Here is a 24778-nt window from a genome sequence, read left to right as displayed (position 1 = left end):
AAATTTGGTAAAATATTACCTAGTTAATTAACTTATACTCAAAGGAGCATGCTATGAAAAAAGAAATTCACCCAAAATATGCTGAAATTAAAGCTACATGTTCATCATGTAATTCAGAATTTAGTTTTGGTTCAACTGCTGAAAAAGTATCTCTAGATGTTTGCTCTAATTGTCATGCATTCTACACTGGAAACCGTAGCGATGTTAAAGCTCGTGGACGTGTAGAAAGATTTAATAAGATATTAGAAAAATCAAAAAAATAGTGCTAATTAGCAGAGAAAAATAATTAAAACTCAGAATGATTATTGTCATCTGAGTTTTTTGTTAATTTAGCTAAATACAATAATGGAAACCAACTTTAAAGCCACTTGAATTGTCTCCATCATCTCATTTAGCACTAAAACCATCTTTTGTTTTAATTTCACCTTTAGATGAGCCAACACTTCTAATGAGGCCCACAGTAGAAGTTAATGTTGACATAATTACTGGTAAAGCTGCTAATATAGAACCAATAATACCACTTATGGCAACTCCACCAACTAGTTCATCACATTCTTTCTTATTTAATTTTGTTAAGTTCATTTATTTACCTCCACCTATATCTATAGCAATAATTTGCCATTTAATTATTAGTTTGAGAAAAAGATAAGAAAAACAGCCATTATATTTGGCTGTTAGTAAATTGTGAGTCTTCATTATTTTCTTGATTTTGTATTTGTGCTTCTAATTTTTGTTTTTTCTTATTTTTAATAAATATAACTAAGTTGTAAATTAAAATTGATAAGAATGTGCCTATGGCTCCTAAAACTAATCACACATCAGCAATATTAAATACTCCATGATTTGCTCAAGGAAGATTAATTATATCTCTAACTCCCTTGAAAGCAAACCGGTCATACATATTACCAAAAGATCCAGCACTAATCATAGCTAAGAATACAACAATAAAAGCTTTTCTATCTTTAATAAAAGTAACTCCAAACATTGAACCTAAAATTATTAAAAAACTTATTGTATGTAATATTGCTAAGTTGCTTTCGAATATTCCTATTGTTGTTCCTTTATGTAAAACAGAGCGTATTATCATAAAAGAACTACCCATTCGAAAATCTTCGTCAACAATAAGATTAGCCTTATCTTTTCATCTAAATAAAAAGCCTTTTGTTAATAGGTCTACTAATGAAAAAATGAACATTAAACCAATAAATACTGATAAGTTAATAACAATAGTTTTTCAATTGGTTTTTCAGTATTCTTTTGAAAAGTATTTGATTTTTTTATTTTCCATTAATAACCTCCTCACAGCGTCTACAAATTTCAAGATCATTATTAAAATCAATTTCTTCAAAATGATTTCAACATCTTAAACATTTTTTAGATTCTAATTTGCTTACAGAATTTTGAACACCAAATTCAACTTTGGCAACCATTAATAATTTAGTAAGAGGTAATGATTTAATAAAACTTGAATTTGTTTTTATTATTACAAGTGCTTCATTTTGTCTTTTAATTGTTTGATTTTGAATTTGTTCTTCAATTAGTTTATAAATTTCATCCTTAAGTTCAAAGAATTCATTTCATTTTTCTTCCAAACTTAAATCAACTTTGCTAGATAAATTTCATTTTAATAAATGAACAGATTCAAGCTTATTAGGTTTATTGTAATATTCATAAACTTCTTCCATGGTAGTAGGTAAAATAGGAGCAAGTATTTGAACTAGAGTTTCAATAACAGCTGCGAATACACTTTGAACTTGTCTTCTTTCATTTGAGTTTTGTTTATCTAAATATAAAATATCCTTGGTTATTGAAATGTAATATGAACTTAAATCAATTATAAAATTATTTACTTCCTTAATTACATTAACAAAACGATAGTTCTCATAGTAATTTAAAACTCTGCACTCTAAATTTCTTAGTTTTGCTAATACTAAAGCATGAATTCCTTCAATTTCTATTTTCTTAAAATCAAAATCATCTAGCCCACCAAGCATAAATTTAATGGTGTTTCTTAATTTACGATAAATTTCTACATTTTGGTCCAGTATTTTGTTATCTATACTTATATCAGCTGTGTATTCTGAATTAGCTGCTCATAAACGTAATATATCAGAACCATATTTTTTAACTACTTCTAATGGATCAACTGTATTGCCTAATGATTTAGACATTTTTCTTCCCTTACCATCCAAAGTAAAGCCATGAGATAAAAATGCCTTAAAAGGTGATTTATTTCTTCAAGCAACAGAATTAATCATTGAACTATTGAATCATCCTCTATACTGGTCTGAACCTTCTAGATACAAATCAAATGGTGCTTCGATATTATTAGGTTTAACTCCTAAAGAAGTTGAACCTGAATCAAATCACACATCCATGATGTCATTTTCTTTGCTAAAGCCCTGATTACGATATTTAGCAGGTAAAAGTTCGTCTACACTTTTTTCATATCATATATTTGAACCATGCTTTTTAACTAAATCAATTACATAATCAAAAATATCTTCTTTTAAAACAGGATTCTTATTTTTGTCATAAAAAACAATAATTGGCACACCTCAAGATCTTTGTCTTGATATACATCAAGTATCGCGATTTTCAAGCATTAATTTAAGTCTATTTTTTGATCAATCGTTATATGTTTTGACATTATTGATTTCATCAATTATTTTTTGCTTAATAGGTTTTAGTGATACAAATCATTGTGGTGTTGCACGATACATAATAGGTTGATGAGTTCTTCAATCATGTGGATATGAGTGCTTGATTTTTTTAAATCCAAGTAGTAGGTCATTTTGTTCAAGAAATTGACCAATCAAAGGATTGGCATCATTATAAAATAAACCTTTAAATTCTAAAGCTAAATCATTTAGCATTCCATCATCTTCAACGTGCATAATTTTTTTAAGGTTATTTTTTGTGCCAATAATAAAGTCATCTTCACCAAATAATGGCGCCATATGAACTAAACCTGTACCACTTTCAAGACTAACATGGTGCCCTTCAACAATAGGACAAATTAATTTGTTAATTGGGCTTTCATATTTAACATCTAATAGCTTTTGACCGGTAAAAGATTTGCCAACAATATCATATTTTTCTCATTTACATGCTGTAACAACACTTTCAAGCATTTCTTTAGCAACAATATAGTTTTTGTTATTAACCTTAACTTTTATATATTCAAAATCTTTATTAACAGCTACACCAGAATTAGCAATCAAAGTTCAAGGGGTTGTAGTTCAAATTAAAATATAATCATTAGAATTTACAAGCACATTACCTTCTTTAATTTTAAAAGCAACATATAAAGATGGAGAAATATGGTCGGCATATTCTACTTCTGCTTCAGCAAGTGCCGATTGTGATGATGGCGATCAATAAATAGGTTTTAAGTCTTTATATATCAAACCATCAAAAATCATTTTTTTAAATAGTTTTAATTGCTCAGCTTCAAAATCTTTATTAAGAGTAATGTAAATTTCAGAAAAATCAGTTAACAGTGAAAGTTGTTTAAATTGCTCTTTTTGCTTTTCAACTTGGCCTAATGCATATTTTTCACATGCTTTTCTTAGTTCAGCAATTGAAAAATCTTTAGCTGTCATTTTTCTTTCTAATAGCATTTTGTGTTCAATTGGTAAACCATGAGTATCTCAACCTGCTACGAAGGGGCTATAAAAACCTTGCATACTTCTAAAACGTACAATAATATCCTTTAAAATTTTGTTTAAGGCATGTCCCACATGTATGTTTCCATTTGCATATGGAGGTCCATCATGTAAAACAAAAGACTTATTATTTTTGTTTTGTTCTAAAACTTTTTTATGCAAGTTGATATCTTGTCATCTTTGTCTAAAAATAGTTTCTTTTTCAGCTAAATTAGCCTTCATTGAAAAATCTGTTTTAGGCATTAGTAATGTGTTTTTATAATCTTTATTTTTTTCTTCCATAAAACTACCTCTTTATAATTTTTTTGAAAATAATATATAAATTTTACAACATTTTAATTTAAAAAAAAATGTTTGTCAAATTAGAAGCTTTTGAAGCATAAAACTATTCTCAATTTAAGCAAAAATTTATAAGAATAGTGAATGTAAAAATTTATTTTAAATTTTAAAAAAAATGCTTATTAATGTAAAATTAATATCATGTATAATCACAAAATAATTGAAAAAAAATGGCAAGATTTTTGAGAAAAAAACGAATCTTTTAAAACAACTGAAAAACATAATAAAAAAGCATATATTTTAGACATGTTTCCTTATCCTTCTGGCGCAGGGTTACATGTAGGCCATTTAGAAGGCTACACTGCAACTGATATTATTTCACGTTATAAAAGATTAAATGGTTATGATGTTCTACATCCTATTGGCTGGGATGCCTTTGGTTTACCTGCCGAGCAATATGCTCTAAAAACTGGAAATCATCCAGCACCTTTTACACTAAAGAACATTGATAATTTTAGAAGACAACTAAAATCAATGGGTTTTTCATATGATTATAAAAAAGAAATAAATACAACTGATCCGAAATTTTATGTTTGAACACAATGAATTTTTAAAGAACTATATAAACAAGGCTTAGCTTCAATTGAAGAAGTTGATGTTAATTGATGTGAGGGCTTGGGTACTGTTTTAGCTAATGAAGAAATTATTGAAGTTAATGGTCAAAAAGTATCCGAAAGAGGCAATTATCCAGTTATAAAGAAACCTATGAAACAATGGGTTCTAAAAATAACTGCTTATGCTGACAAACTATTAGAAGATTTAGACAAATTAGACTGACCTGAAAGCTTAAAATTATTACAAAAAAATTGAATAGGTAAATCTGAAGGTCATGTTGTTGAATGAAAAATTTTAAATTCAACTAAAAACCTTCAAACATTTACCACCAGACTAGATACCATTTTCGGAGTTTCAGTTTTAGTAATTAGTCCAGAACACCCTTTATTATTAAGTATATGTTCATTTGATAAAAAACCAGAAATTAAAGAATACATTGCTGAAGCTAAAACTAAAAATGAATTAGAACGTACTCAGTTAAATAAACATAAAACTGGTTTATTTACAGGTGCTTATGCCATTCATCCATTAACAAATCAAAAAATTCAAATATGAGTTTCAGATTACGTTTTAATGAATTATGGCACAGGAGCTGTAATGTCAGTTCCTGCACATGATGAAAGAGATTATGAATTTGCTAAAAAATTCAATCTAAAAATTGAAAGTATAATTGATTCAAAAAACCTACCATTCACAGGCGATGGCAAACACATTAATTCAGATTTTGCTAATGGCTGCAATAATGCTCAAGCCACTGAAAAAATTTATAATGCCTTAAAAAATATAAATGCTGTTAATAAAAAAACAAACTATAAATTAAGAGATTGAATTTTTTCACGTCAAAGATATTGAGGTGAACCGTTTCCAGTTTTATTTGATGAAGAAAATAAAATATATTTAGTTAAAGAATTAGTAGCATTGCCAGAAATAAAAAACATTAAACCATCAGGCTCAACTGAGGGCCCACTGGCAAATGCCACAAAATGATTAAATGTAGAATGAAAAGGTAAAAAATATCGTCATGATACAAATGTCATGCCTCAATGAGCTGGTTCAAGTTGATATTTTTTAGCTTACATTTTAAAAAATGAAGATGGTTCATATTTAGCTTTAGATAGTGATGAAGCTAAAAAACGATTTGAAAACTGAATGCCTGTCGATTTATATATAGGTGGCCAAGAACACGCTGTATTGCACTTACTTTATGCAAGATTTTGACATCGCTTTTTATATGATTTAGGTGTGGTTAATACTAAAGAACCATTTGCTAAACTAATCAATCAAGGTTTAATTTTGGGCCCAGATGGTCAAAAAATGTCAAAATCACTAGGAAATGTTATTAGTCCTGATGGGTTAGTTGAATCACATGGAGCTGATGCTTTAAGAATTTATGAAATGTTTATGGGACCATTAACTGATTCTAAGTCTTGAAATACTGATTCATTAAATGGTATTAGGAAGTTTTTAGATAAAATATATAATCTAATTAATTATCTAAAAGATAACATTGATTTAAGTGTTAAACATGAAGAATTAGATAGCAAAATAAATCAATTAATTTTGGATATTAATGAAAATATTAAAAGATATAAATTTAATATTGCAATTAGTAAATTTATGGTGTTTATTAATTATTTAGTTAATATTAAAAAAATTAATTCATCAAGTATTATTAAAAATTTTGCAATCATGTTATCTCCTTTTGCGCCCCATTTATCTGAAGAGTTTTTAGAAATGATAAATGAAAAACCAATTCAATATCAATCATGGCCATATGCTGAAAAAGACAAAATTTTAATTTCAAACCCTCAAATTGGAATTCAAATAAATGGAAAAGCCAGAGGGCAAATTGAAATCCTACCAACTTGAACTAAGGAAGATGTTATTAATAATGCCCTAAAAATTCCTTCAATTCTAAAATGAATCGAAAAAAAAGAAATAGTTAAAACAATATATGTTGAAAATAAAATTATTAACATAATTGTTAAATAGATTAATTCAAGATATGTGAGCCTTAATAAGTTCACATATTTTATTTTTATAAAATTTAAATAAAAAAATATGAAACCTAAGCTTCATATCCTTAAGTGAAATATCAAGTGCAACACAAAACGTGCTTGATATTTTTATTATAAAATACAAAGCTAAAATTTTTAAAAAATACCGTTTAATTTAAATTAAAGTTAATTTTGCAAACCAAAAAATCTATCACTAAATTGATAGAATAAATAAACAATGATTAACTTAAATATTTAGTTTATATAAAATTTTCTTTCAAGAAGAGTTCTTTGGCAGATCTTCATCCCAGTATTTCTCTTGGCATTTCATTTATTTTATTTTGAATATTTTGCAATTCTTGAATAGTAATTAAATTAAAATTAAATCCTTTTTTATATTCACGTCTAAATATACCGTTTCAATTTTCATTTGAACCACGCTGAAATGAAGCGTATGGTTCTGCTCGATAAATTCTTATATTTAGTCATCTTGCTAAAATGCCTATTTTTTCAAATTCTATTCCATTATCAATGGTTATGCTTTTTACATTTAAATTATTTTCTTTTATTAATTTTCTTAATTCACTATTTATTTCATAACCTGATTTACTTAATATAAAGGCAGTGAAACCAACTCTTGTTTTTCTTTCGGTCAAGGTTAAAATATTTTTATATCCAGAACTACGTTTGCCAATTATAAGGTCAGCCTCTCAATGTCCATATTCTTCTCTTAAATCAACAGATTTGGGTCTTGTTCATATTGGAAAAACATATTCAGCGCTTTTGATTAATCTATTAAGCACTGAAGCTGTACGCTTTCCGCCTTTTTTATAAAATTGCCTTAATTTATCGCGTTTTTTAATTATTCATCTGTTACTATTTATTCAATTAAAAACAGTTCTAAGAGACGACAATTTTACATTAGAATTAGTTTCAATGCAATGATAAGTTGCTTTAATTCCAAAAAATTTTTTATCAAACTTTTTAGCAAAAATTTTAGTAAAGAGTTCATAACAAAAATTTATTTTAAACTTAAACATATATTTATGAGAGTGTCTTTTAAGAGCTTTTTTATTCGCGTAATTTGAATCATAATTTCCAGCAAAATTAAGATTTCTTTTTATTTCTCTAGATATAGTTGAAGGGCTTCTATTTAATTGTCTAGCTATTTTTCTAATTGAATACCCATTCTCAATTGATCTCTTAATAAAAAATCTTTCTTCAAAGGAAATATGAAAATATTTTTTTAATAATTTATAATTCATATAGGTCTCCAGGGTTATTTTGTGGGGCCTTTTTTATTTTTAAATATAAAAAATTCAAGCTGCCCCACATTTATATTTTACAATAATGTGTTGCACTTGAATTTTCAATTCAGCATATGAAACCTAAGCTTCATATTTAATCGTATAGACGATATGGCTGCCCTTGTTAGATTCGAACTAACGGATGACGGTACCAAAAACCGCTGCCTTTCCACTTGGCTAAAGGGCAAAATGGTGGAGGGGGAGGGATTCGAACCCCCGAACCGTTAGGAAGTGGGTTACAGCCACCCGCGTTTGGCCGCTTCGCTACCCCTCCGCAATATTGCATGTTAAATTATAATATAGAATTAAATTTTTTACAAAAAAATATCAATATCTTAAGAATAAGCAAAAGTTTGTAAATTTATTATCTTATTTAAAATATAATATTACTGATTTCAAAAGAAAATATTATAAATAAGGAGATATAAATGTCACATAAAAGTAGACTAGTTTTAACAATATTATCATTTTTTCTAGGTTGAATTGGTATTGATAGATTTTATGGAGGAAGAATAGGTTTAGGAATACTTAAAATATTCTTTGGACTTGGTATATGACACTTAGTAGATTTCATTTTAGCAGCTTGTGGGCAACAAAAAGACGATAATGGAAACTACATATCAAATTGAAAAACTAAATAGAAATCAAGTTTTTATGAATTTTGGAAAAAGCAAAGCGTTTTTGCTTTTTTCTTTTGTCTAAAATAAAAAAATTCAAAATTTTACTAAAAAAAATTGTTTTGTTATAATTAATTAGCAATCTATGCAAAGAAACATAAGGTTACGATATGCCGAGCTTAGTTGTTCATCTCGGATATTGAGAACTTATGTGGAGTACTTCATTAATGAAGAAGGAGAACAAACACATGTCAAAACTAGAAATTAAAATCAAGGCTTTTGATGCACAATTAGTAGAAGATGCTGCTAAAAAAATCGTCTTACTAGCTAAAGCTGAAAAAGCAACAGTGAGTGGACCAATTCCTTTACCAACAAAAAAAGAAATTGTAACTATTTTGAGATCAGTTCACGTTAACAAAAAATCACGTGAACAATTCGAAAGTAGAACTCACAAACGTTTAATCATTTTGTCAGGCGTTTCAGAAACATTAGCCGATAAAACAAAAAGATTAGAACTGCCAGCTGGTGTTCAAATAAGTGTTAAATCTGTAGCTTAATATACAGATTATTATTTTTTAAATTTTAATATAACACGCATAAGAACAACAACTGCAAATATATAAATATTGAAAGGAAAAATATGAAAGGAATCTTAGGAAGAAAAGTTGGAATGACTCAACTATTTACATCAGAAGGTAAATTAATACCTGTAACCATAGTTGAAGTTAAACCAAATGTTGTTACTAATGTATTAACCCAAGAAAAAAATGGGTACGTTGCAACACAACTTAGTTTAGAAGATAAGAAAAAATCTCAAATTAAGAAACCTGAAATCAACCATTTCAAAAAATCAAATACAACACCTAAGCGATTCGTTAAAGAAATCCGTAACATGACTGGATTAAGTTTAGGAGATACAATAGATGCCTCAATTTTTGATGGCGGAGATATTGTTGACGTTACGGCAATTTCAAAGGGAAAAGGATTTGCTGGTGCAATTAAAAGATGAAACCAACACATCGGACCTAAATCTCACGGTGGTGGTGGTGGTTCACAACCTATAAGACAAACTGGATCTATTGGAGATATCTCTGGTAATAGAGTTTGAAAAGGTATGACAATGCCAGGACATTTAGGAGCTGAACAAGTAACTATTCAAAATCTTGAAGTTGTTAAATCAGATTCAGAAAACAATTTATTGTTAATTAAAGGAAGTGTTCCTGGAGCTAAAGGTGCTTTATTAGTTATTAAGAATGCTAAAAAATCAATTCAAAAGAAAGCAGAAATAAAACTTGTTAACTTAAAAGAAGCACTTGCTAAAAATGAAATTTTTGAACAAGCTAAAAAATACAATCTTGAATTAAATATGGAAATGTCATTAAAACAAATGAAAGCAGCACTAGCAGAAGCAATCGAAAACGAAGCTAAAGCAGCAGCTGAAGCTAAAGAAGCTGAACAAACACCAGAACAAGAAACAAATGAAGGAGATAAATAATATGACTAAAGTTGTAGATAAATACTATATCTCTGAAAAATCAGATAGTTCTGGAAAAATCTCATTTAATTTCAAGAAGGCCAAAGAAAAAATTTCAGGAAACTTTGTTAACTTTTTAGATGCAGTAAATGAATTTATTAGTGTTAGTGAAAAATCCGAAAATGATACTCGTGTATGATTCCATAGAAATGGTACATATAGCGGAAGTGTAAATTTAGACAAAGCAAGAATTATAGCTAATAGAGTTTCAGAAGCTAAAGTTGAAAATGAAAAAGCAATCGAATTTATTGAAAAAGAAAATTTAGTTGATAAACCAGTAGCTAAAGCATCATCAACCACAACTAAAGAAACTTCAAAAGCTAAAGAAACCACTGCACCTAAAAAAGAAGTTAAAACTAAAGAAGCTAAAGAAACTACACCAGTTAAAAAAGAAACAAAACCAGTTTCAAAAACAACACCTGTAGTTAAAACTTCTTCAAGTGCTAAAGTTAGTGCAAAACCTAAAAAAGAATCATCAGCTAACTTACCAAAATCTGTATTTGGATTAGAAAAAATCTATGCTCAAGCAGTTTTTGATGCTATTATGGCTGAAAGAGGTGCAAAACGTTTAGCAACTCATAAAGTTAAAAATCGTGGTGAAGTTAGTGGAACAGGTAAAAAACCATGAGCCCAAAAAGGTACTGGTAGTGCCCGTGCAGGTTCAAAAAGAAGTCCTGTATTCGTAGGTGGTGGTAGAGCCTTCGGTCCAACCATTGAAAGAAACTACGATTTAAAAATTAATAAGAAAGCTCGTAAAAACGCTTTATTCTCAGCACTAACAATGTTAGCTAAAGAGGATTCAGTTTTAGTTAGAGACTACAAATTAGAAGAAATTTCAACTAGAGCATTATTAGTTGAATTAAACAAAAACAATTTGATTAATTTAAATAATGTTTTAATAATTTCTTCAGACGAAAAAGTGTTTAAATCAGCAAGAAATTTACCTAATGTTCATGTATCAAAAGTAACATCATTATCAATTGAAGCACTAGTTGCAGCAGATGTAATGATTATTAGTGAACAAGACATTAAATTCTTAGAAGGGATGGCAAAATAATGAATATAAATGAAGTTATTAAATATCCAGTTCTAACTGAAAAATCAGAAATTGCTAGATCTAATCACAATGTTTATACATTTGTAGTAGATAAAAGAACAAACAAAATCGAAGTTAAAAAAGCAGTTGAATTCATTTTTGATGTTAAAGTTGAAAAAGTTAACATTATGAATTATGATAAAAAACCTGCTAAATTAGGTAGATATCAAGGTTTTAAAAACGCAGTTAAAAAAGCAATCGTTTATTTAGATGAAAACTCAAAAATAGTTTTATTTGCTGAAGAAGCTAAAGAAGCTCAAAAGGCAGCGGAAGAAACTAAAAAAGAAGCTAAAAAAGACGAACCTAAAGAAATTTCAGAAGCTGAAAAGAAAGCGGCTGAAAAAATTAAAAAAGCAGCAGAAGCTAAAGCTAAGGCAGAACCAAAACCAAAACCAGCTGCTAAAACAACTAAAAAAGCAGATCTTGATAAAGAATAATTGAAATATAGGATTATGCTAAAAATAAAATAATTAAGAATCTTAAAAGATAAAAATATTTTTAAGAAACGGAGAAAACAAAAATGGCTATTAAAAAATTTAAAGCATATACTAATGGTCGCCGTAATATGTCTTCTCTTGATTACCAAGCAAATCTAACTGGACATAAACCAGAAAAATCATTGCTTGTTGCACTTGCTTCACATGCAGGTAGAAATAATCAAGGTAAAATAACAACTCGTCACCACGGTGGTAGATTAAAAAGATTCTATCGTATCATCGATTTCAAAAGATATACTAAAGATGGAATCGAAGGTACTATCAAAACTATTGAATATGATCCAAATAGATCAGCAAACATTTCATTAGTTGTATACCGTGATGGAGAAAAAAGATATATCATCAGTCCAAAAGGTATTAAAGTCGGACAAAAAGTTGTATCAGGTGAAAAAGTTGATATTCAAATTGGTAATAACTTACCACTTATGAATATCCCTGAAGGTACATTTGTTCACAATATTGAACTACAGCCTAAACAAGGTGGAATAATCGCCCGTTCAGCTGGTAGTTCAGCTCAAATTTTAGGTAAAGATGAATCAGGAAAATACATCATCTTAAGACTAAAATCAGGCGAAGTAAGAAAAGTTCTAGGAGTTTGTCGTGCCACAATTGGTGAAGTAGGAAACGAAGAACACTCACTAGTAAACATTGGTAAAGCTGGTAGAAATAGACTAAGAGGTATTAGACCTACAGTTAGAGGTTCAGCAATGAACCCTAATGATCACCCACATGGAGGTGGTGAAGGTCATCAACCTATTGGAAGAAAATCACCAATGACACCATGAGGTAAAAAAGCTCTTGGAGTTAAAACTAGAGCAACTAAAAAAGCATCTAACCAATTTATTATTAGAAGAAGAAAGGAAGCTAAATAATGTCTCGTTCATTAAAAAAAGCACCGTTTGTTGATGATCATTTAATGAAAAAAGTTGTTGCAATTATTGAAAACAAATCTCCAAAACGTCCAATTAAGACATGATCAAGACGTTCAACAATATATCCGGATTTCATTGGATTAACATTCCAAGTACATAATGGACATGCATTTATTGATGTGTTTGTTACAAATGATATGGTTGGACATAAATTAGGTGAATTTGCACCTACAAGAACATTCAATGGACATGGCGCTGATAAAGCTAAAGGAAAGAAATAATATGAAACAAGTAGTTAAAGCATCAGTTAATATGCAAAGAATCAGCCCAAGAAAAGCTAGATTAGTTGCAGATTTAATTCGTTATCAATCAGCTACCAGAGCATTAGTAATTTTGCAAACAACAAACAAAAAAGCATCAGCAATTATCCTTAAACTTCTAAACTCAGCAATCGCTAACGCAACTAATAATAATGGTATGGATGCCACAAAATTATTTATAACCAAAATTTTGGTTAATGATGGTCCTACATTAAAAAGATATCAACCTCACTCACGTGGAAGAGCTTTTCCAATTTTAAAAAGAACAAGCCATTTCTATATTGAATTAGCAGAAATGGATTTTGAAGAAATGAATAATAAGGAGGCAAAATAATGGGTCAAAAAGTAAATCCTAATGGCTTTCGTTATGGTATAACAAAGCCACATAATACAACTTGATATTCAGATAAAAAAGATTTTGCCAACTTATTATTAGAAGATCAAAAAATATATGATTTCTTTGATAAAAAAGTTCGTGAATACCAAATTGGTAACGTTCAAATTAAAAGAAATCAAAATAAAAATGTTATTGTTTATGTTTATACAGCAAAACCAGCTTCTTTATTAGGAACTAATGGTGAAAACATTAAAGCATTAACATTATCATTAAAAAAAGAACTAAAAAATAAAAACCTAAACATTAATCTTGAAGTTATGGAACTAAAAAGTCCTGATTTAAATGCAAGATTATTAGCTGAAGGAATAGCAATTAAACTAGAAAATCGTGGTAGCTTTAGAATGGCTCAAAAAATGGCAATTAAGAGTGCTATGAAAGCTGGAGCTAAAGGTATCAAAACCTCGGTTGCTGGTCGTCTAAATGGTGTTGACATGGCTAGAACTGAAGGATACACCGAAGGTGAAATGAAACTACATACTTTAAGACAAAATGTTGATTATGCAGTTGCAAGAGCAAAAACTACATATGGAATTTTAGGAATTAAAGTATGAGTATCACTAGGTGAAATTCTAGACGCTAACAAAAAGAATAATGAATTTTTAGAAACTAAACCAGAAAGAAAACCAAGAGCACCAAGAAAAGGCGGTGAAAAAAATGCTTCAACCAAAGAGAACTAAGCATAGAAAAATGTTTCGTATCCGTCATGACAAGGTAAAAGCAAGTCGAAACAACACAGTTTCATTTGGAGAATTTGGTCTAAAATCAACTTCTTCAGCATGAATTAGCGCTAGACAAATCGAAGCTGCCCGTATTGCAATTACTCGTCGTATGGGTCGTGAAGGAAAAGTTATTATTAAAATATTCCCACATATGTCAAAAACTTCAAAACCTATTGGAGTTCGTATGGGTTCTGGTAAAGGTAGCCCAGATCAATGATTTGCAGTTGTTAAAGAAGGAACTGTAATGTTTGAAGTAATGGGTAACCAAGTAGATGTTATGAAAGATGCCTTAAGATTAGGTGGACACAAATTACCAGTTACTTGAAAAATTGTTGCAAAAGAAACTGAAGTTAACCTTCAAGGAGATAAATAGTTATGACTTATGCCGAATTATCAAAAAAATCAATCGAAGAATTAAACAAAATCTTAGATGATTTAAAAGCAGAATTATTTTCATTACGTTTTAAAAATGCAACACGTCAACTAGACCAAACACATAAAATTGATTTAATTAAAAAAGATATTGCAAGAACACTAACAGCTTTAAACTTTAAAAAACAAGAAGGAGATAAATAATGGAACAAGTAAGAGAAAACCGTCGTAAAAAACTTGTTGGAACTGTAATTAGTACAAAAAACGAAAAAACCATTACTGTTATAGTTGAAACATACGAAAAACACCCATTATACTCAAAACGTTTCAAGAAATCAAAGAAATTTGCTGTTCATGATGAAAAAAATGAAGCAAAAATTGGTGATGTAGTTGAAATTCAAGAAACAAGACCACTTTCAAAAACAAAACACTTTAGATTGGTAGAGATTAAATCTCACGCAATTGGAGGAAACGAAAATGCTTAGAGAATTTTCTAGATGTAATGTAGCTGACAACTCAGGAGCTAAAGAAGTTATGATTATTAAAAACTTAGGTGGCTCAATTGTTAGAAGCACCAATATTGGTGATGTAGTTGTTGTTACAGTTAAAAAAGCAATGCCAAACTCAGTAGTTAAAGAAGGTCAAGTTTTAAAAGCTGTTATTGTTAGATCAAAAAGAGGATTGTCACGTGAAAATGGTTCATACATTAGATTTGATGACAATGCTGTTGTTTTAATTAAAGAAGATGGTTCTATGAGAGGAACCCGGGTATTTGGTCCTGTGGCAAGAGAATTACGTGACAAGGGTTATTTAAAAATAATTTCACTAGCACCGGAGGTTTTATAATTATGGCTCAAGCTAAAATTAGAAAAAACGACCTTGTTTTAGTCATCTCTGGTAAATCAAAAGGTAAATTTGCTTCTGTATTAGCAACAAATACTAAAAATAATACTGTTATTCTAAAAGATATAAATATGAAAACCAAACACCATAAACCTTCACAAGAAAACACCGAAGGTAAAATTGAAAAAAAAGAATATCCAATCCATGTTTCAAATGTGGCTTATCTAGCTAAAAAAGGTGCTGAAGGCCAAAGATCAATTGGTACAAAAATTGGATGAAAAGTTGATACAAAAACCGGCAAAAAACAACGTGTTATGAAAAAAGTTAATAAGGTTATCTAGAAAGGAGTTTTATTATGGCTAAATTAGAATTAGAAAAAAAATATTTAGAAAAAATTCGTCCAGAATTAGTTAAAGAATTCGGATATTCATCAATAATGCAAGCTCCTAGATTACAAAAAATAGTTGTTAACATGACAGCTGGCAATGAAGTATCAAATTCAAAAGCTATAGAAGAAGTTATGGTTGAACTAGCTCAAATTACTGGTCAAAAACCATATCAAACAGTAGCAAAAAAATCATTGGCATCTTGAAAATTACGTGAAGGTATGCCAATGGGTGGAAAAGTAACATTAAGACGTCAAAGAATGTGATCATTTTTAACAAAATTAATTAATGTTGCTTTACCTCGTGTTCGTGACTTTAATGGTACAAGCACAAAAAGTTTTGATGGCCAAGGAAACTATGCTATCGGAATTAAGGAAGAAATTATTTTCCCAGAAATTTCATTTGATAAAATCCGTAAATTAAAAGGTATGGATATTATATTAGTAACCACTGCAAAGACAAATCAAGAAGCTTTTTCTTTATTAAAACAACTTGGAATTCCATTTGCAAAAGGCAATAATTAAGGAGATTATACATGGCAAGAAAATCATTAATGGTTAAAGCTGAACGTGAACCAAAATTTTCTTCAAGAAAATACACACGTTGCCAAATTTGTGGCAGAGTTCATGCTGTTTTACGTAAATATAAAATTTGTAGAATTTGTTTTAGAGAATTAGCACATGAAGGTAAAATCCCTGGTGTAAAGAAAGCGAGCTGATAATTATGGCTATTATTACAGATCCAATAGCAGATATGTTTATTAGAATTAAAAATTCAATTTCAAGAAAATATCATGAAGTTGTTTTACCACATTCTTCAAAGAAAGAAAAAATCCTTGAGATTTTTCAAAGAGAAGGATATATTGCTTCATATGAAGTAATTAGTCCTAAAGAAAAAGGCTTTAAGCAATTAAAAGTTACTTTGAAATACAAAGGAATGAACCAAAACCAATCTGCAATCACCGATATTAAAAGAGTATCAAAACCAGGTCTAAAAGTATATTCATCATCAGAAAAATTACCACGTGTACTAAGTGGTTATGGTACAGCAATTATTTCTACTTCAAAAGGCTTATTAACAGATAAAGAAGCACGAAAAGCCAACTTAGGTGGCGAAGTTGTTGCTTTCATTTGATAATAAGATTTTAAGGAATTAAATATGTCAAGAATTGGAAAAAGAATTTTAGCAATTCCAACAGGAGTAGAAGTTAATTTAAACAATAATCACATTATTATAAAAGGTAATTTAGGACAATTAGAATATACATTTTCACCCTTAATTTCAGTTGTTGTAGAAAACAATGAAATTAAAACATTAAGAGCTAATGAAGAAAAAACTACAAAACAATTACATGGAACAACAAATGCCAATATTAATAACATGTTAATCGGAGTTTCAAAAGGTTACAAAAAAGAAATCGAAATCAAAGGTGTTGGTTATAAAGCCACCCTTAAAGGAAATGCAATTGAAGTTATTGCGGGTTATTCACATACTGTGACAAAAGAAATACCTTCAAATTTAAAAGTTGAAGTACCGAAACCTACAAATATTATTATTTCAGGTATTGATAAACAAGCAGTTGGAGAATTTGCTGCAAACATTAGAGATATTAGACGTCCTAGCCCATATTCAGGTAAAGGTATTATGTACAAAGATGAAGTTATTAGACGTAAAGAAGGAAAAACTGCTGCTAAATAGTAGTTTGATTAGGAGAAATTATGTTATCTAGAAACAAAAAACGTAAAGCTAAACATTTGAAGATTACAAATAAATTAGCAAAGGGAACAGCATCTAGACCTCGTGTAGTTGTATTTAAATCATTACACAATTTCTATGCACAAGCAATTAACGATGCCAATCATACTACATTAGCTTCATTTTCAACTAGACAATTATCTGACAAAGACAAAGGAAACAATATCTCAACTGTAAAATTAGTTGCTAAAGAATTTGCAGCTAATCTAAAAAAAGCAAAAATTTCGGAAATTGTTTTTGACCGTTCAGGTTACATTTACCATGGTAAATTAGCAGCTTTTGCTGATACATTAAGACAAGAAGGGATTAAATTCTAATGGCTGAAGAAATTAAAAAAGAAAAAACTGAAACTGCTAAGGGTACAAAAGTAGTTTTAGCTCCAAAAAAAGAAATCAAAAAAGAAGCTTCAACTAATAAATCAAGTACCGAAAGAAAAACTTTTAGTACTAAAAGATCATTTAATTCAATACAACCAAAAATATTTGAAGAAAAAGTTATTGATATTGCCAGAGTTACAACCGTTGTTAAAGGTGGAAGAAGATTTTCATTTTCAGCATATGTTGTAGTTGGTGATAAAAAAGGTAAAGTAGGCTTTGGACACGGAAAAGCAAATGAAGTTCAAGACGCAATCAAAAAAGCTGTTAAAGATGCACAAAAGAAAGTTTTTTCAGTTCCAATTGTAAAAGGAACTATTCCACATGAAATTAGAGAGAAATTCCTAGCTTCAAAAGTACAACTACGTCCTGCTCCTAAAGGTACAGGAATTGTTGCCTCTAACACTGTTCGTGCTGTTGTCGAATTAGCAGGATATACTGATATTTCAACCAAAACATATGGTTCAAGAACAAAACATAATATTATTCATGCAACCGTTAAAGCACTTAAGAAAATTAGAACAGTAGAAGAAATTGCTAAATTACGTGACATCGATGTTAAACATTTATTAGCAAAATAATATATTTAAGGAGAAATTATTATGAAATTACATAATTTAAAAGCAACCTTAGGTGCTCGTAAACAAAAACATCGTGTTGGACGTGGTCATGCAGCTGGTAAAGGTAAACAAGCAGGTAGAGGTCAAAGTGGTCAAACAAAACGAAGCACAGTTAGATTAGGTTTTGAAGGTGGTCAATTACCACTATTTAGAAGAATACCAAAACGTGGTTTTAATAATGTTAACCATGTTGAATATCAAGTAATAAATCTTAAAGATTTAGAAGAAAGATTTAGTGCTAATGATATCGTTTCATATGAAACATTAACAGAAAAAAGACTAATTAAAGGTTCTTTACCTGTTAAAATTTTAGGAAATGGCTTGTTAACTAAAAAGTTAACAGTTAAAATTCCTACTCTTTCACAATCAGCAAAAGCTGCGATTGAAAAAGTTGGAGGAAAAATCGAGGTTCAATAATGGCTAAGAAATCGAATTTGGAAAAGGACACATACAACAAAAGACTTGAACGCAAATTAGCGATTGATAAGTTTTTTGCTGAAAAACGAAATACATGAACAGAGTGATGAAAAAACCATGATCTTTTTAAAAAGATTTTGTTCACTCTATTTATCATTGCCCTTTTCTTGGCTGCTGGTACAATTACATTACCAGGAGTTGAATTAGCTAATCAAGATAAATTGGGCCAAGGTGATTTTTTTGGAATATTAAATTTAGTTGGTGGTGGAGGATTGCGTAGATTCTCCATTGTTGCATTAGGAATAGGTCCATTTATTTCGTCAAGTTTAGTCATGATGATCTTACAGACCAAAGCATTCCCGGCAATATATCGCCTAAGTCAATCAGGACCGCTTGGGAGAATAAAAATTAATTTTATTACTTATACAGTTACATTATTCTTTGCAATTTTCCAAGCAATTTTAATTACTAGAGCCCTAGTTAATCCTACTGATAATTTTGGAATTATTTTTAGTCCAAATTTAGTTAAAATACTAGGAGCAAAAGGCGCTAGTGCATATCAATGATTTGTTATCCCTTTATTATTAATAGCTGGTTCATTCTTTTCATTATTTTTATCAGAACAAATCACAAATAAAGGTGTTGGAAATGGTACAAGTTTAATAATCTTCGTAGGTATTGCTAGTTCACTTATTCCAACTTTTAGACATGCATTTGAGTACTACATGCCTTCAGTAAAAAATAATAATTCAGTTGTTTTAAAAGAAACATTGAATTTTGTAGTTTACATATTAGCTTATTTATTAGTAATATTCGTTGTAACTATATTTTCTTTAGCTGAAAGACGAATTCCAATTCAACAAGTTGGAGCTGGACTTTCAAAAACAGAAAAAGAACTAAGTTATTTACCAATAAAAGCTAATCCTGCAGGAATTATGTCAGTAATTTTTGCAATGATGGTTTTATCACTACCAACAATGATTGCAGGTCTATTTAATCCTGATACAAGTAGATACTACCAATGAGTATATGCAAATCTTCAATTAACTCAGCCTCTAGGATTTTTCCTATTCGTAATTATTACCTTCGGGCTAACAATTCTAATGGGAATTCAACAATCTAAGATTGATAAAATTAGTGAAGATTTTGCAAAAAGTAGTACTTTTATTCCTGGAATTAGACCTGGAGAACAAACAGAAGACTATTTATTAAATACAGTTTTAAGATTATCATTCTTTTCAGCTGGTTATTTAATAATCTTAGGTGCCTTACAATTTATTCAACAAATGTTTGGCATACCTGCACCAATTGCTTTTGGTGGAACTTCAATCATGATTCTTGTTTCAACAGCAACTGAAACTGTTCAACAAATTCAAGCAAGATATAAATCTCAAGAACTTGCTCGTAAAAGAAGAATGATTAGAGAATTAAAAGAAGTATATGGAGAGGAAGAAGATTTAATATGATAAATAAATGTTCTTGCCAATGCAAGTGCACATGTACTTGCGATTGCAAATGTAACAATTCTAAAAAAGAGCCAAATTTAATTTTAATTGGTCCGCCTGGAGCTGGAAAAGGTTCAATTGCAAGTTTACTTGTAAAACAATTTAATTATTTCCAATTTTCTACGGGTGATATGTTTCGTCAAGAAATTAAAAACAAAACGGAACTAGGAAAAAAAATTCAAATCATATTAGATTCTGGTAAATATGTAGATGATGCAATTACTAATGAATTAGTTGAAAAAAAATTAACAGAATTAGTAGCACAAAACAAACCTTTTATTTTAGATGGATATCCAAGAACGATTGATCAAGCAAAATTTTTAGAACAATTAGAAGCTAAAAATGTCATTATTGATAAAGTTGTTGTTTTAAAAATAACTGATGATCAAATTATTGAACGTTTATCAAAAAGAAGAGTTTGTCCAGCATGTAAAACTATTTATCACTTAGAATCATTTCCTCCAATCGACAACAAGTTTTGTAAAAAATGTCAGGCAGAAGTTATTAAACGTCCTGATGACGAAGCAGATGTTGTCTTAAAGCGTTTGGCAATCTATGAAAGCCAAACAAAATGTTTAATAGATTTTTATAAAAATAAAAATATAGCTATTGAAATTAATAGTTATCAAGAATTTAAAAAAGTTTATTCAGACGTAAAAGAGGCTTTAAAATGATAAAAATCAAAAATCAAATTGAGATTAATAAAATTAAAAAAGCCTGTTCAATCTTGGCAGAAGTCAAAACAATTTTATGAGACTTTATAAGACCAGGTGTTTCTTTAAAAGAAATAGACAGCGTCGCTTTTAAAGAAATTGAAAAACGAGGCGGTAAACCAGCATTCTTGGGACAATATGGATTTCCAGGAGTTTGCTGTATATCCGTAAATGAAGAATTAATTCATGGTATTCCTTCGGATTACATTGTTAAAGATGGTGACATTATAAAAATTGACACTGGTGTAATTTGAGAAGGATACTATTCTGATTCAGCTTTTACAAAAGGAATTGGAAATATTAGCGACAAAGACAAAGAATTAATTCAAGTAGCTAAAGACGCTTTTTATGCTGGCTTTAATGCGATTAAAGTAGGCAAAAGAATTGGTGATATATCTGCTGCTATAGGTAACTATATTAGACAAAAAGGATACTATACACCAGACGAATATTGTGGTCATGGAATTGGTAAACACTTACATGAAGACCCATATGTATATAATGACAGCTTACCTAATACTGGGCCAATTATTAAAAATGGGATGGTCATATGTATTGAACCCATGATTTTACAAAAATCTAAAAAAGTTACAACAAAAAAAGATAATTGAACCGTTGTAGACCCATTGGGCTACAATACTGCGCACTATGAACAAACAGTTTTAATTGATAATGGTGAAGCATACATTTTATCAGGAGATAACATTTAATGGCAAAAGACGCAATTAGAATGACAGGCAAAATTACCAAAATGCACTCAACCAAGGACTATGATGTTTTATTAGAAAATGGAATTGAAATTAAAGCTTTCATTTCGGGAAAAATGTCATTGCATAACATTAGGATGATTCCTGGTGACAGTGTTGATGTGGAATTAAGTCCATATGATATGACTAAGGGTAGAATTGTCTTTCGTCACAAATAACTTAAGGAGATAATATGAAAGTTAGAGCTTCAATCAAACGAATTTGTAAAGATTGCAAAATCATTAAAAGAAACGGTGTTAATAGAGTGATTTGTATAAATCCAAAACATAAACAAAGACAAGGATAGAACATGGCTAGAGTTTTAAATATAGAAATTCCAAATAACAAAAAAGCTCGTATTTCATTAACATACATTTTTGGTATTGGTCCATCAATCGCTAAAAAAATCTTAGCAGATGCCAATGTCGATGGTGAAAAAAGAGTTAAAGAACTAACAGAAGAAGAATTAACACGTATCAGAGATGAAGCAAAAAAATATAATACCGAAGGTGATTTAAAAAGAGAAATTAACCTAAACATTAAAAGATTAATGGAAATTAAGTCATACCGTGGTATTAGACATAGAAAAGGATTGCCAGTTAGAGGACAATCTACAAAGAAAAATGCAAGAACAAGAAAAGGCCCAAGAAAAACAATTGCAGGAAAGAAAGGTAAATAATAATGGCTAAAAAGAATAAAAAAATTATTACCCAAGGTGTAGCACACATACACTCTACCTATCAAAATACAATTGTTTCTTTTTCAGATTTAAAAGGTAATGTTTTTGCATGATCATCATCAGGTGCAATTGGATATAAAGGTACAAAGAAAAAAACTCCATATGCAGCTGGACTAGCTGCTGCAGCAGCAGTTGAAAAAGCTAAAGAATTTGGTCTAAAAGAAGTATCAATTTTAGTAAAAGGTGTTGGTCCAGGTAAATCAACAGCTCGTAAACAAATTGAAGCAAGCGGTTTTAGTATCAAAGAAATTAAAGATGTAACTCCAACTCCACATAACGGTACACGTCCTCCAAAGAAAATTCTTAAGAGAGTATAAAAATTACTAGATTAAAAAAATAATTGAAGAGAGGATATTATGGAAAAAATTCAAAAAATAACATATAAGGAATTGGCAGCTGAAAGAATTAACGACTTTAATACAACTTTTGTAATTGAACCATTATCACGTGGTTATGCTAATACAATGGGAACAGTTTTAAGAAGAACTTTATTATCTTCAATAACATCTGTAGCTCCATTTGCAATTAAAATTAACAACGTGGAACATGAATTTCAAACAATTAATGGCATTAGAGAAGATGCAATAACTTTAGTTAAAAACATTAGAAGCATTCGTTTCGTTTACAAACCCGAGTTTTTTGAAAAAAATAACTTGGCAAAAGTTTCATTTAAATCAAATAAGGAAGGTGCGATTTTAGCTTCAGATATAACAAATCTTTCTGGACTTGAAATTGTTAATAAAGATCAATACATCGCCGATATTGCTAAAGGCGGAAGTCTAGAATTTGATTTATTTTTAAGATCAGGTAGAGGTTTTATTGACTTTGAAGAAAACAAAGCCGTTATTAACCAGTATGGTCCAAGATTAGAATCAAGTATTAGCCGTGGTCAATTTTTAGCTATGGATAGTGACTTTAGTCCTATTAAAAAATGTGCAATATCATTTGAAGAACTAAACAGTTCATCAAAATTAATTGAAGAAAGACTAAAAATTAAAATTGAAACAGATGGCACCATTGAAGCTAAGGACGCTTTGGAACAAGCTGCTCAAATAATTGTGGCGCATTTCCAAATAATTGGTAACATTGATGCTTTAGAAACTATTAAATTATTTGATGATAATAAACAAAATCAACAAAAAGATATTAAAGCATCTATTTCAATTGAAAAATTAGGTCTAACAATAAGATCACTAAACGCTTTAAAAAGAGCTAAATATAATACAGTTGAAGAATTAATGAAACTAACTGATGAAGATTTATCTAACATTAAAAACTTAGGTAAAAAATCAATCGAAGATATTATTCAAAAAAGAAACGAATGACAAGCAAGAGTCGGTAAGAGTTCAGAAGATGATGACATAATAGAATCATTTAGTCAATTAAATAATCAAGCAGAGGGAGATGAATAATGGCAAATCCAAAGCAAGTATTTCGTAGAAATACAGAATGATGAAACCATGTGGAAAGATCATTAGTTACAGACTTATTAATTCATGGACAACTAAAAACCACTTTAGAACGAGCAAAAAGAATTAGATCATCGGCTGAAAAAATGATTACTTTAGGCAAGAAAAATACTCTTGCTACCCGTAGACAAGCAGCAAAATTTTTAAGATTAATTCCTTCAAAACACGAAAACAAAGATTCATTACAATATTTATTTGATGTTATAGCACCAAAATACGCACAACGTAATGGTGGATATACAAGAATTATTAAAATTAATAACCGTGCAGGTGATAACGCTAAAATGGCTATTATTAAATTAGTATAGGATTTAGGAGAATTTATTATGGCAATAGTTCCAAAACGAAAAACTTCAAAACAAAGAAAACATTTAAGAAGAAGCCACCACGCTTTAGTGCCAACAACATTAGTAGAATGTTCACACTGTAAACAATTAATAATTCCTCACCAAGCATGTAAATATTGTGGATTTTATAAAGAAGAAAAAGTTCTTAAAAATGCAATTAATGACAAGATCAAATAATTAAGCTTTATGACGGTAGACAACCGTCATTTTTTATTATTTTTTTAGCGTAATAATTAAGATTTTTATTATAATAATAAGGCTATTTATTCTTTTATCAAAATTTAAATGTAGCAAATATAAAATATTAATTATTTTTATTTAAAAATATTTAATGTGTATAATATTATGAGTATGTTCTTTAAGACACATTTTAAAGGATACACTTGAGATAGTTCTTTGAAAACTGGATACGAATACCATAACGTCAATTTAATTTATTTAAATAACAAAAAACAAAACAAAAACATAATAACCAAAATCAAATTTTAAGAGTTTGATCCTGGCTCAGGATGAACGCTGGCTGTGTGCCTAATACATGCATGTCGAGCGAGGTTTCTTTTGAAATCTAGCGGCG

Annotated in this window: 37 protein-coding genes, 2 tRNA genes and 1 rRNA gene; 34 read left to right on the top strand and 6 right to left on the bottom strand. The window is 29.4% G+C overall.

Annotated elements, in window-relative coordinates; all coding sequences use genetic code 4:
• Positions 1-53: 53 nt before the first annotated feature.
• Entirely contained in the window at positions 54-263 is a 210-nt protein-coding gene (rpmE, locus tag OF364_RS01970) for a 50S ribosomal protein L31 (protein WP_205851366.1), read from the top strand.
• A gap of 70 nt (positions 264-333) precedes the next feature.
• Here rpmE and OF364_RS01965 read toward each other — a convergent pair whose 3' ends face one another.
• The 3 genes from OF364_RS01965 to ileS form a co-directional block, all read right to left on the bottom strand.
• Positions 334-582, bottom strand: coding sequence for a hypothetical protein (locus OF364_RS01965; RefSeq protein ID WP_241006240.1), 249 nt, complete (start codon positions 580-582; stop codon positions 334-336).
• Positions 583-661: 79 nt separating this feature from the next.
• Positions 662-1288: a signal peptidase II gene (locus OF364_RS01960; RefSeq protein WP_263774044.1), complete on the bottom strand. Its 627-nt coding sequence runs from the start codon at positions 1286-1288 to the stop codon at positions 662-664.
• A complete protein-coding gene (gene ileS / locus OF364_RS01955) occupies positions 1278-3950 on the bottom strand; it encodes an isoleucine--tRNA ligase (RefSeq protein WP_263774043.1) in 2673 nt (890 codons plus the stop codon). The genes OF364_RS01960 and ileS overlap by 11 nt, the downstream gene beginning before the upstream one ends.
• A 198-nt stretch (positions 3951-4148) precedes the next feature.
• On the opposite strand from ileS, the gene leuS reads away from it, so the two are divergent.
• A complete protein-coding gene (gene leuS / locus OF364_RS01950) occupies positions 4149-6554 on the top strand; it encodes a leucine--tRNA ligase (protein WP_318529866.1) in 2406 nt (801 codons plus the stop codon).
• A 265-nt stretch (positions 6555-6819) separates the two neighbouring features.
• Here leuS and OF364_RS01945 read toward each other — a convergent pair whose 3' ends face one another.
• The 3 genes from OF364_RS01945 to OF364_RS01935 all read right to left on the bottom strand — a co-directional run bounded on the left by OF364_RS01945 (position 6820) and on the right by OF364_RS01935 (position 8140).
• Positions 6820-7824 carry an IS30 family transposase gene (locus OF364_RS01945; RefSeq protein ID WP_263774042.1) on the bottom strand — a complete coding sequence of 335 codons (1005 nt, stop codon included), beginning with the start codon at positions 7822-7824 and terminating at the stop codon, positions 6820-6822.
• A gap of 154 nt (positions 7825-7978) precedes the next feature.
• Positions 7979-8053: transfer RNA gene (locus tag OF364_RS01940), tRNA-Gln, on the bottom strand.
• Between the two features lie 3 nt (positions 8054-8056).
• Positions 8057-8140 (bottom strand) — tRNA-Tyr (locus tag OF364_RS01935).
• 154 nt (positions 8141-8294) lie between these two features.
• On the opposite strand from OF364_RS01935, the gene OF364_RS01930 reads away from it, so the two are divergent.
• From OF364_RS01930 to OF364_RS01775, 32 genes are all read left to right on the top strand, one after another.
• A complete protein-coding gene (locus OF364_RS01930) occupies positions 8295-8507 on the top strand; it encodes a TM2 domain-containing protein (RefSeq protein ID WP_205851368.1) in 213 nt (70 codons plus the stop codon).
• A 203-nt stretch (positions 8508-8710) separates the two neighbouring features.
• Positions 8711-9040 (top strand): 30S ribosomal protein S10, encoded by a 330-nt coding sequence (rpsJ, locus tag OF364_RS01925; protein WP_449867083.1) that lies wholly within the window; start codon positions 8711-8713, stop codon positions 9038-9040.
• Between the two features lie 83 nt (positions 9041-9123).
• On the top strand, positions 9124-9978 hold the full coding sequence (rplC, locus tag OF364_RS01920; protein WP_263774041.1) for a 50S ribosomal protein L3: 855 nt from the start codon (positions 9124-9126) through the stop codon (positions 9976-9978).
• Between the two features lies 1 nt (position 9979).
• Entirely contained in the window at positions 9980-11074 is a 1095-nt protein-coding gene (gene rplD / locus OF364_RS01915) for a 50S ribosomal protein L4 (RefSeq protein ID WP_263774040.1), read from the top strand.
• A complete protein-coding gene (gene rplW, locus OF364_RS01910) occupies positions 11074-11550 on the top strand; it encodes a 50S ribosomal protein L23 (RefSeq protein WP_263774039.1) in 477 nt (158 codons plus the stop codon). Before rplD ends, rplW begins: the two co-directional genes overlap by 1 nt.
• An 83-nt stretch (positions 11551-11633) precedes the next feature.
• A complete protein-coding gene (gene rplB / locus OF364_RS01905; RefSeq protein ID WP_205851372.1) occupies positions 11634-12482 on the top strand; it encodes a 50S ribosomal protein L2 in 849 nt (282 codons plus the stop codon).
• Positions 12482-12763: a 30S ribosomal protein S19 gene (gene rpsS, locus OF364_RS01900; protein WP_205851373.1), complete on the top strand. Its 282-nt coding sequence runs from the start codon at positions 12482-12484 to the stop codon at positions 12761-12763. Before rplB ends, rpsS begins: the two co-directional genes overlap by 1 nt.
• Position 12764: 1 nt before the next feature.
• Complete coding sequence (rplV, locus tag OF364_RS01895) at positions 12765-13136, top strand: 50S ribosomal protein L22 (protein ID WP_205851374.1); 372 nt, start codon at positions 12765-12767, stop codon at positions 13134-13136.
• Positions 13136-13876 (top strand): 30S ribosomal protein S3, encoded by a 741-nt coding sequence (gene rpsC, locus OF364_RS01890; RefSeq protein ID WP_205851375.1) that lies wholly within the window; start codon positions 13136-13138, stop codon positions 13874-13876. The genes rplV and rpsC overlap by 1 nt, the downstream gene beginning before the upstream one ends.
• Positions 13854-14291 (top strand): 50S ribosomal protein L16, encoded by a 438-nt coding sequence (rplP, locus tag OF364_RS01885; protein ID WP_205851376.1) that lies wholly within the window; start codon positions 13854-13856, stop codon positions 14289-14291. The genes rpsC and rplP overlap by 23 nt, the downstream gene beginning before the upstream one ends.
• 2 nt (positions 14292-14293) lie before the next feature.
• Positions 14294-14494 carry a 50S ribosomal protein L29 gene (gene rpmC, locus OF364_RS01880; RefSeq protein ID WP_205851377.1) on the top strand — a complete coding sequence of 67 codons (201 nt, stop codon included), beginning with the start codon at positions 14294-14296 and terminating at the stop codon, positions 14492-14494.
• On the top strand, positions 14494-14775 hold the full coding sequence (rpsQ, locus tag OF364_RS01875; RefSeq protein WP_116171587.1) for a 30S ribosomal protein S17: 282 nt from the start codon (positions 14494-14496) through the stop codon (positions 14773-14775). Before rpmC ends, rpsQ begins: the two co-directional genes overlap by 1 nt.
• Positions 14768-15136 (top strand): 50S ribosomal protein L14, encoded by a 369-nt coding sequence (rplN, locus tag OF364_RS01870; RefSeq protein ID WP_263752707.1) that lies wholly within the window; start codon positions 14768-14770, stop codon positions 15134-15136. Before rpsQ ends, rplN begins: the two co-directional genes overlap by 8 nt.
• Before the next feature lie 2 nt (positions 15137-15138).
• A complete protein-coding gene (rplX, locus tag OF364_RS01865) occupies positions 15139-15474 on the top strand; it encodes a 50S ribosomal protein L24 (RefSeq protein ID WP_205851379.1) in 336 nt (111 codons plus the stop codon).
• A gap of 14 nt (positions 15475-15488) precedes the next feature.
• A complete protein-coding gene (rplE, locus tag OF364_RS01860) occupies positions 15489-16043 on the top strand; it encodes a 50S ribosomal protein L5 (RefSeq protein WP_205851380.1) in 555 nt (184 codons plus the stop codon).
• A gap of 11 nt (positions 16044-16054) precedes the next feature.
• Positions 16055-16240 carry a type Z 30S ribosomal protein S14 gene (locus tag OF364_RS01855; RefSeq protein ID WP_205851381.1) on the top strand — a complete coding sequence of 62 codons (186 nt, stop codon included), beginning with the start codon at positions 16055-16057 and terminating at the stop codon, positions 16238-16240.
• A gap of 2 nt (positions 16241-16242) precedes the next feature.
• Positions 16243-16656: a 30S ribosomal protein S8 gene (rpsH, locus tag OF364_RS01850; RefSeq protein WP_205851382.1), complete on the top strand. Its 414-nt coding sequence runs from the start codon at positions 16243-16245 to the stop codon at positions 16654-16656.
• Between the two features lie 21 nt (positions 16657-16677).
• A complete protein-coding gene (gene rplF / locus OF364_RS01845) occupies positions 16678-17217 on the top strand; it encodes a 50S ribosomal protein L6 (protein WP_205851383.1) in 540 nt (179 codons plus the stop codon).
• 20 nt (positions 17218-17237) lie between these two features.
• Complete coding sequence (gene rplR / locus OF364_RS01840; RefSeq protein ID WP_263752698.1) at positions 17238-17591, top strand: 50S ribosomal protein L18; 354 nt, start codon at positions 17238-17240, stop codon at positions 17589-17591.
• Entirely contained in the window at positions 17591-18229 is a 639-nt protein-coding gene (rpsE, locus tag OF364_RS01835; protein ID WP_263774038.1) for a 30S ribosomal protein S5, read from the top strand. Before rplR ends, rpsE begins: the two co-directional genes overlap by 1 nt.
• A 21-nt stretch (positions 18230-18250) precedes the next feature.
• Complete coding sequence (gene rplO / locus OF364_RS01830; protein ID WP_263752696.1) at positions 18251-18685, top strand: 50S ribosomal protein L15; 435 nt, start codon at positions 18251-18253, stop codon at positions 18683-18685.
• Positions 18685-20154, top strand: coding sequence for a preprotein translocase subunit SecY (gene secY / locus OF364_RS01825; protein WP_205851387.1), 1470 nt, complete (start codon positions 18685-18687; stop codon positions 20152-20154). Before rplO ends, secY begins: the two co-directional genes overlap by 1 nt.
• On the top strand, positions 20148-20867 hold the full coding sequence (locus tag OF364_RS01820; protein WP_205851388.1) for an adenylate kinase: 720 nt from the start codon (positions 20148-20150) through the stop codon (positions 20865-20867). The genes secY and OF364_RS01820 overlap by 7 nt, the downstream gene beginning before the upstream one ends.
• Positions 20861-21613, top strand: coding sequence for a type I methionyl aminopeptidase (gene map / locus OF364_RS01815; protein WP_263774037.1), 753 nt, complete (start codon positions 20861-20863; stop codon positions 21611-21613). Before OF364_RS01820 ends, map begins: the two co-directional genes overlap by 7 nt.
• Positions 21613-21828, top strand: coding sequence for a translation initiation factor IF-1 (gene infA, locus OF364_RS01810; RefSeq protein WP_205851390.1), 216 nt, complete (start codon positions 21613-21615; stop codon positions 21826-21828). The genes map and infA overlap by 1 nt, the downstream gene beginning before the upstream one ends.
• A 14-nt stretch (positions 21829-21842) precedes the next feature.
• The gene (gene rpmJ / locus OF364_RS01805) at positions 21843-21956 is read left to right on the top strand and encodes a 50S ribosomal protein L36 (protein WP_205851391.1); all 114 of its coding nucleotides are present in this window, start codon (positions 21843-21845) and stop codon (positions 21954-21956) included.
• A gap of 3 nt (positions 21957-21959) precedes the next feature.
• Positions 21960-22328: a 30S ribosomal protein S13 gene (gene rpsM, locus OF364_RS01800; RefSeq protein ID WP_205851392.1), complete on the top strand. Its 369-nt coding sequence runs from the start codon at positions 21960-21962 to the stop codon at positions 22326-22328.
• Between the two features lie 2 nt (positions 22329-22330).
• Positions 22331-22705, top strand: a complete 375-nt coding sequence (gene rpsK, locus OF364_RS01795; protein WP_205851393.1) for a 30S ribosomal protein S11 — start codon at positions 22331-22333, stop codon at positions 22703-22705.
• A 39-nt stretch (positions 22706-22744) separates the two neighbouring features.
• Entirely contained in the window at positions 22745-23800 is a 1056-nt protein-coding gene (locus OF364_RS01790) for a DNA-directed RNA polymerase subunit alpha (RefSeq protein WP_263752694.1), read from the top strand.
• Positions 23800-24165, top strand: coding sequence for a 50S ribosomal protein L17 (gene rplQ / locus OF364_RS01785; protein ID WP_263774036.1), 366 nt, complete (start codon positions 23800-23802; stop codon positions 24163-24165). The genes OF364_RS01790 and rplQ overlap by 1 nt, the downstream gene beginning before the upstream one ends.
• 18 nt (positions 24166-24183) lie before the next feature.
• Positions 24184-24381, top strand: coding sequence for a 50S ribosomal protein L32 (gene rpmF / locus OF364_RS01780; RefSeq protein ID WP_205851396.1), 198 nt, complete (start codon positions 24184-24186; stop codon positions 24379-24381).
• A gap of 304 nt (positions 24382-24685) precedes the next feature.
• A 16S ribosomal RNA gene (locus tag OF364_RS01775) occupies positions 24686-24778 on the top strand; the annotation flags it as partial.

This window comes from Mycoplasma enhydrae (genome assembly GCF_025779955.1).
GTDB classification, from domain to species: domain Bacteria; phylum Bacillota_I; class Bacilli_A; order Mycoplasmatales; family Metamycoplasmataceae; genus Metamycoplasma; species Metamycoplasma enhydrae.
The sequence above is the reverse complement of the archived record's forward strand: the minus strand, read 5'-3'. Positions and strand labels throughout refer to the sequence as shown.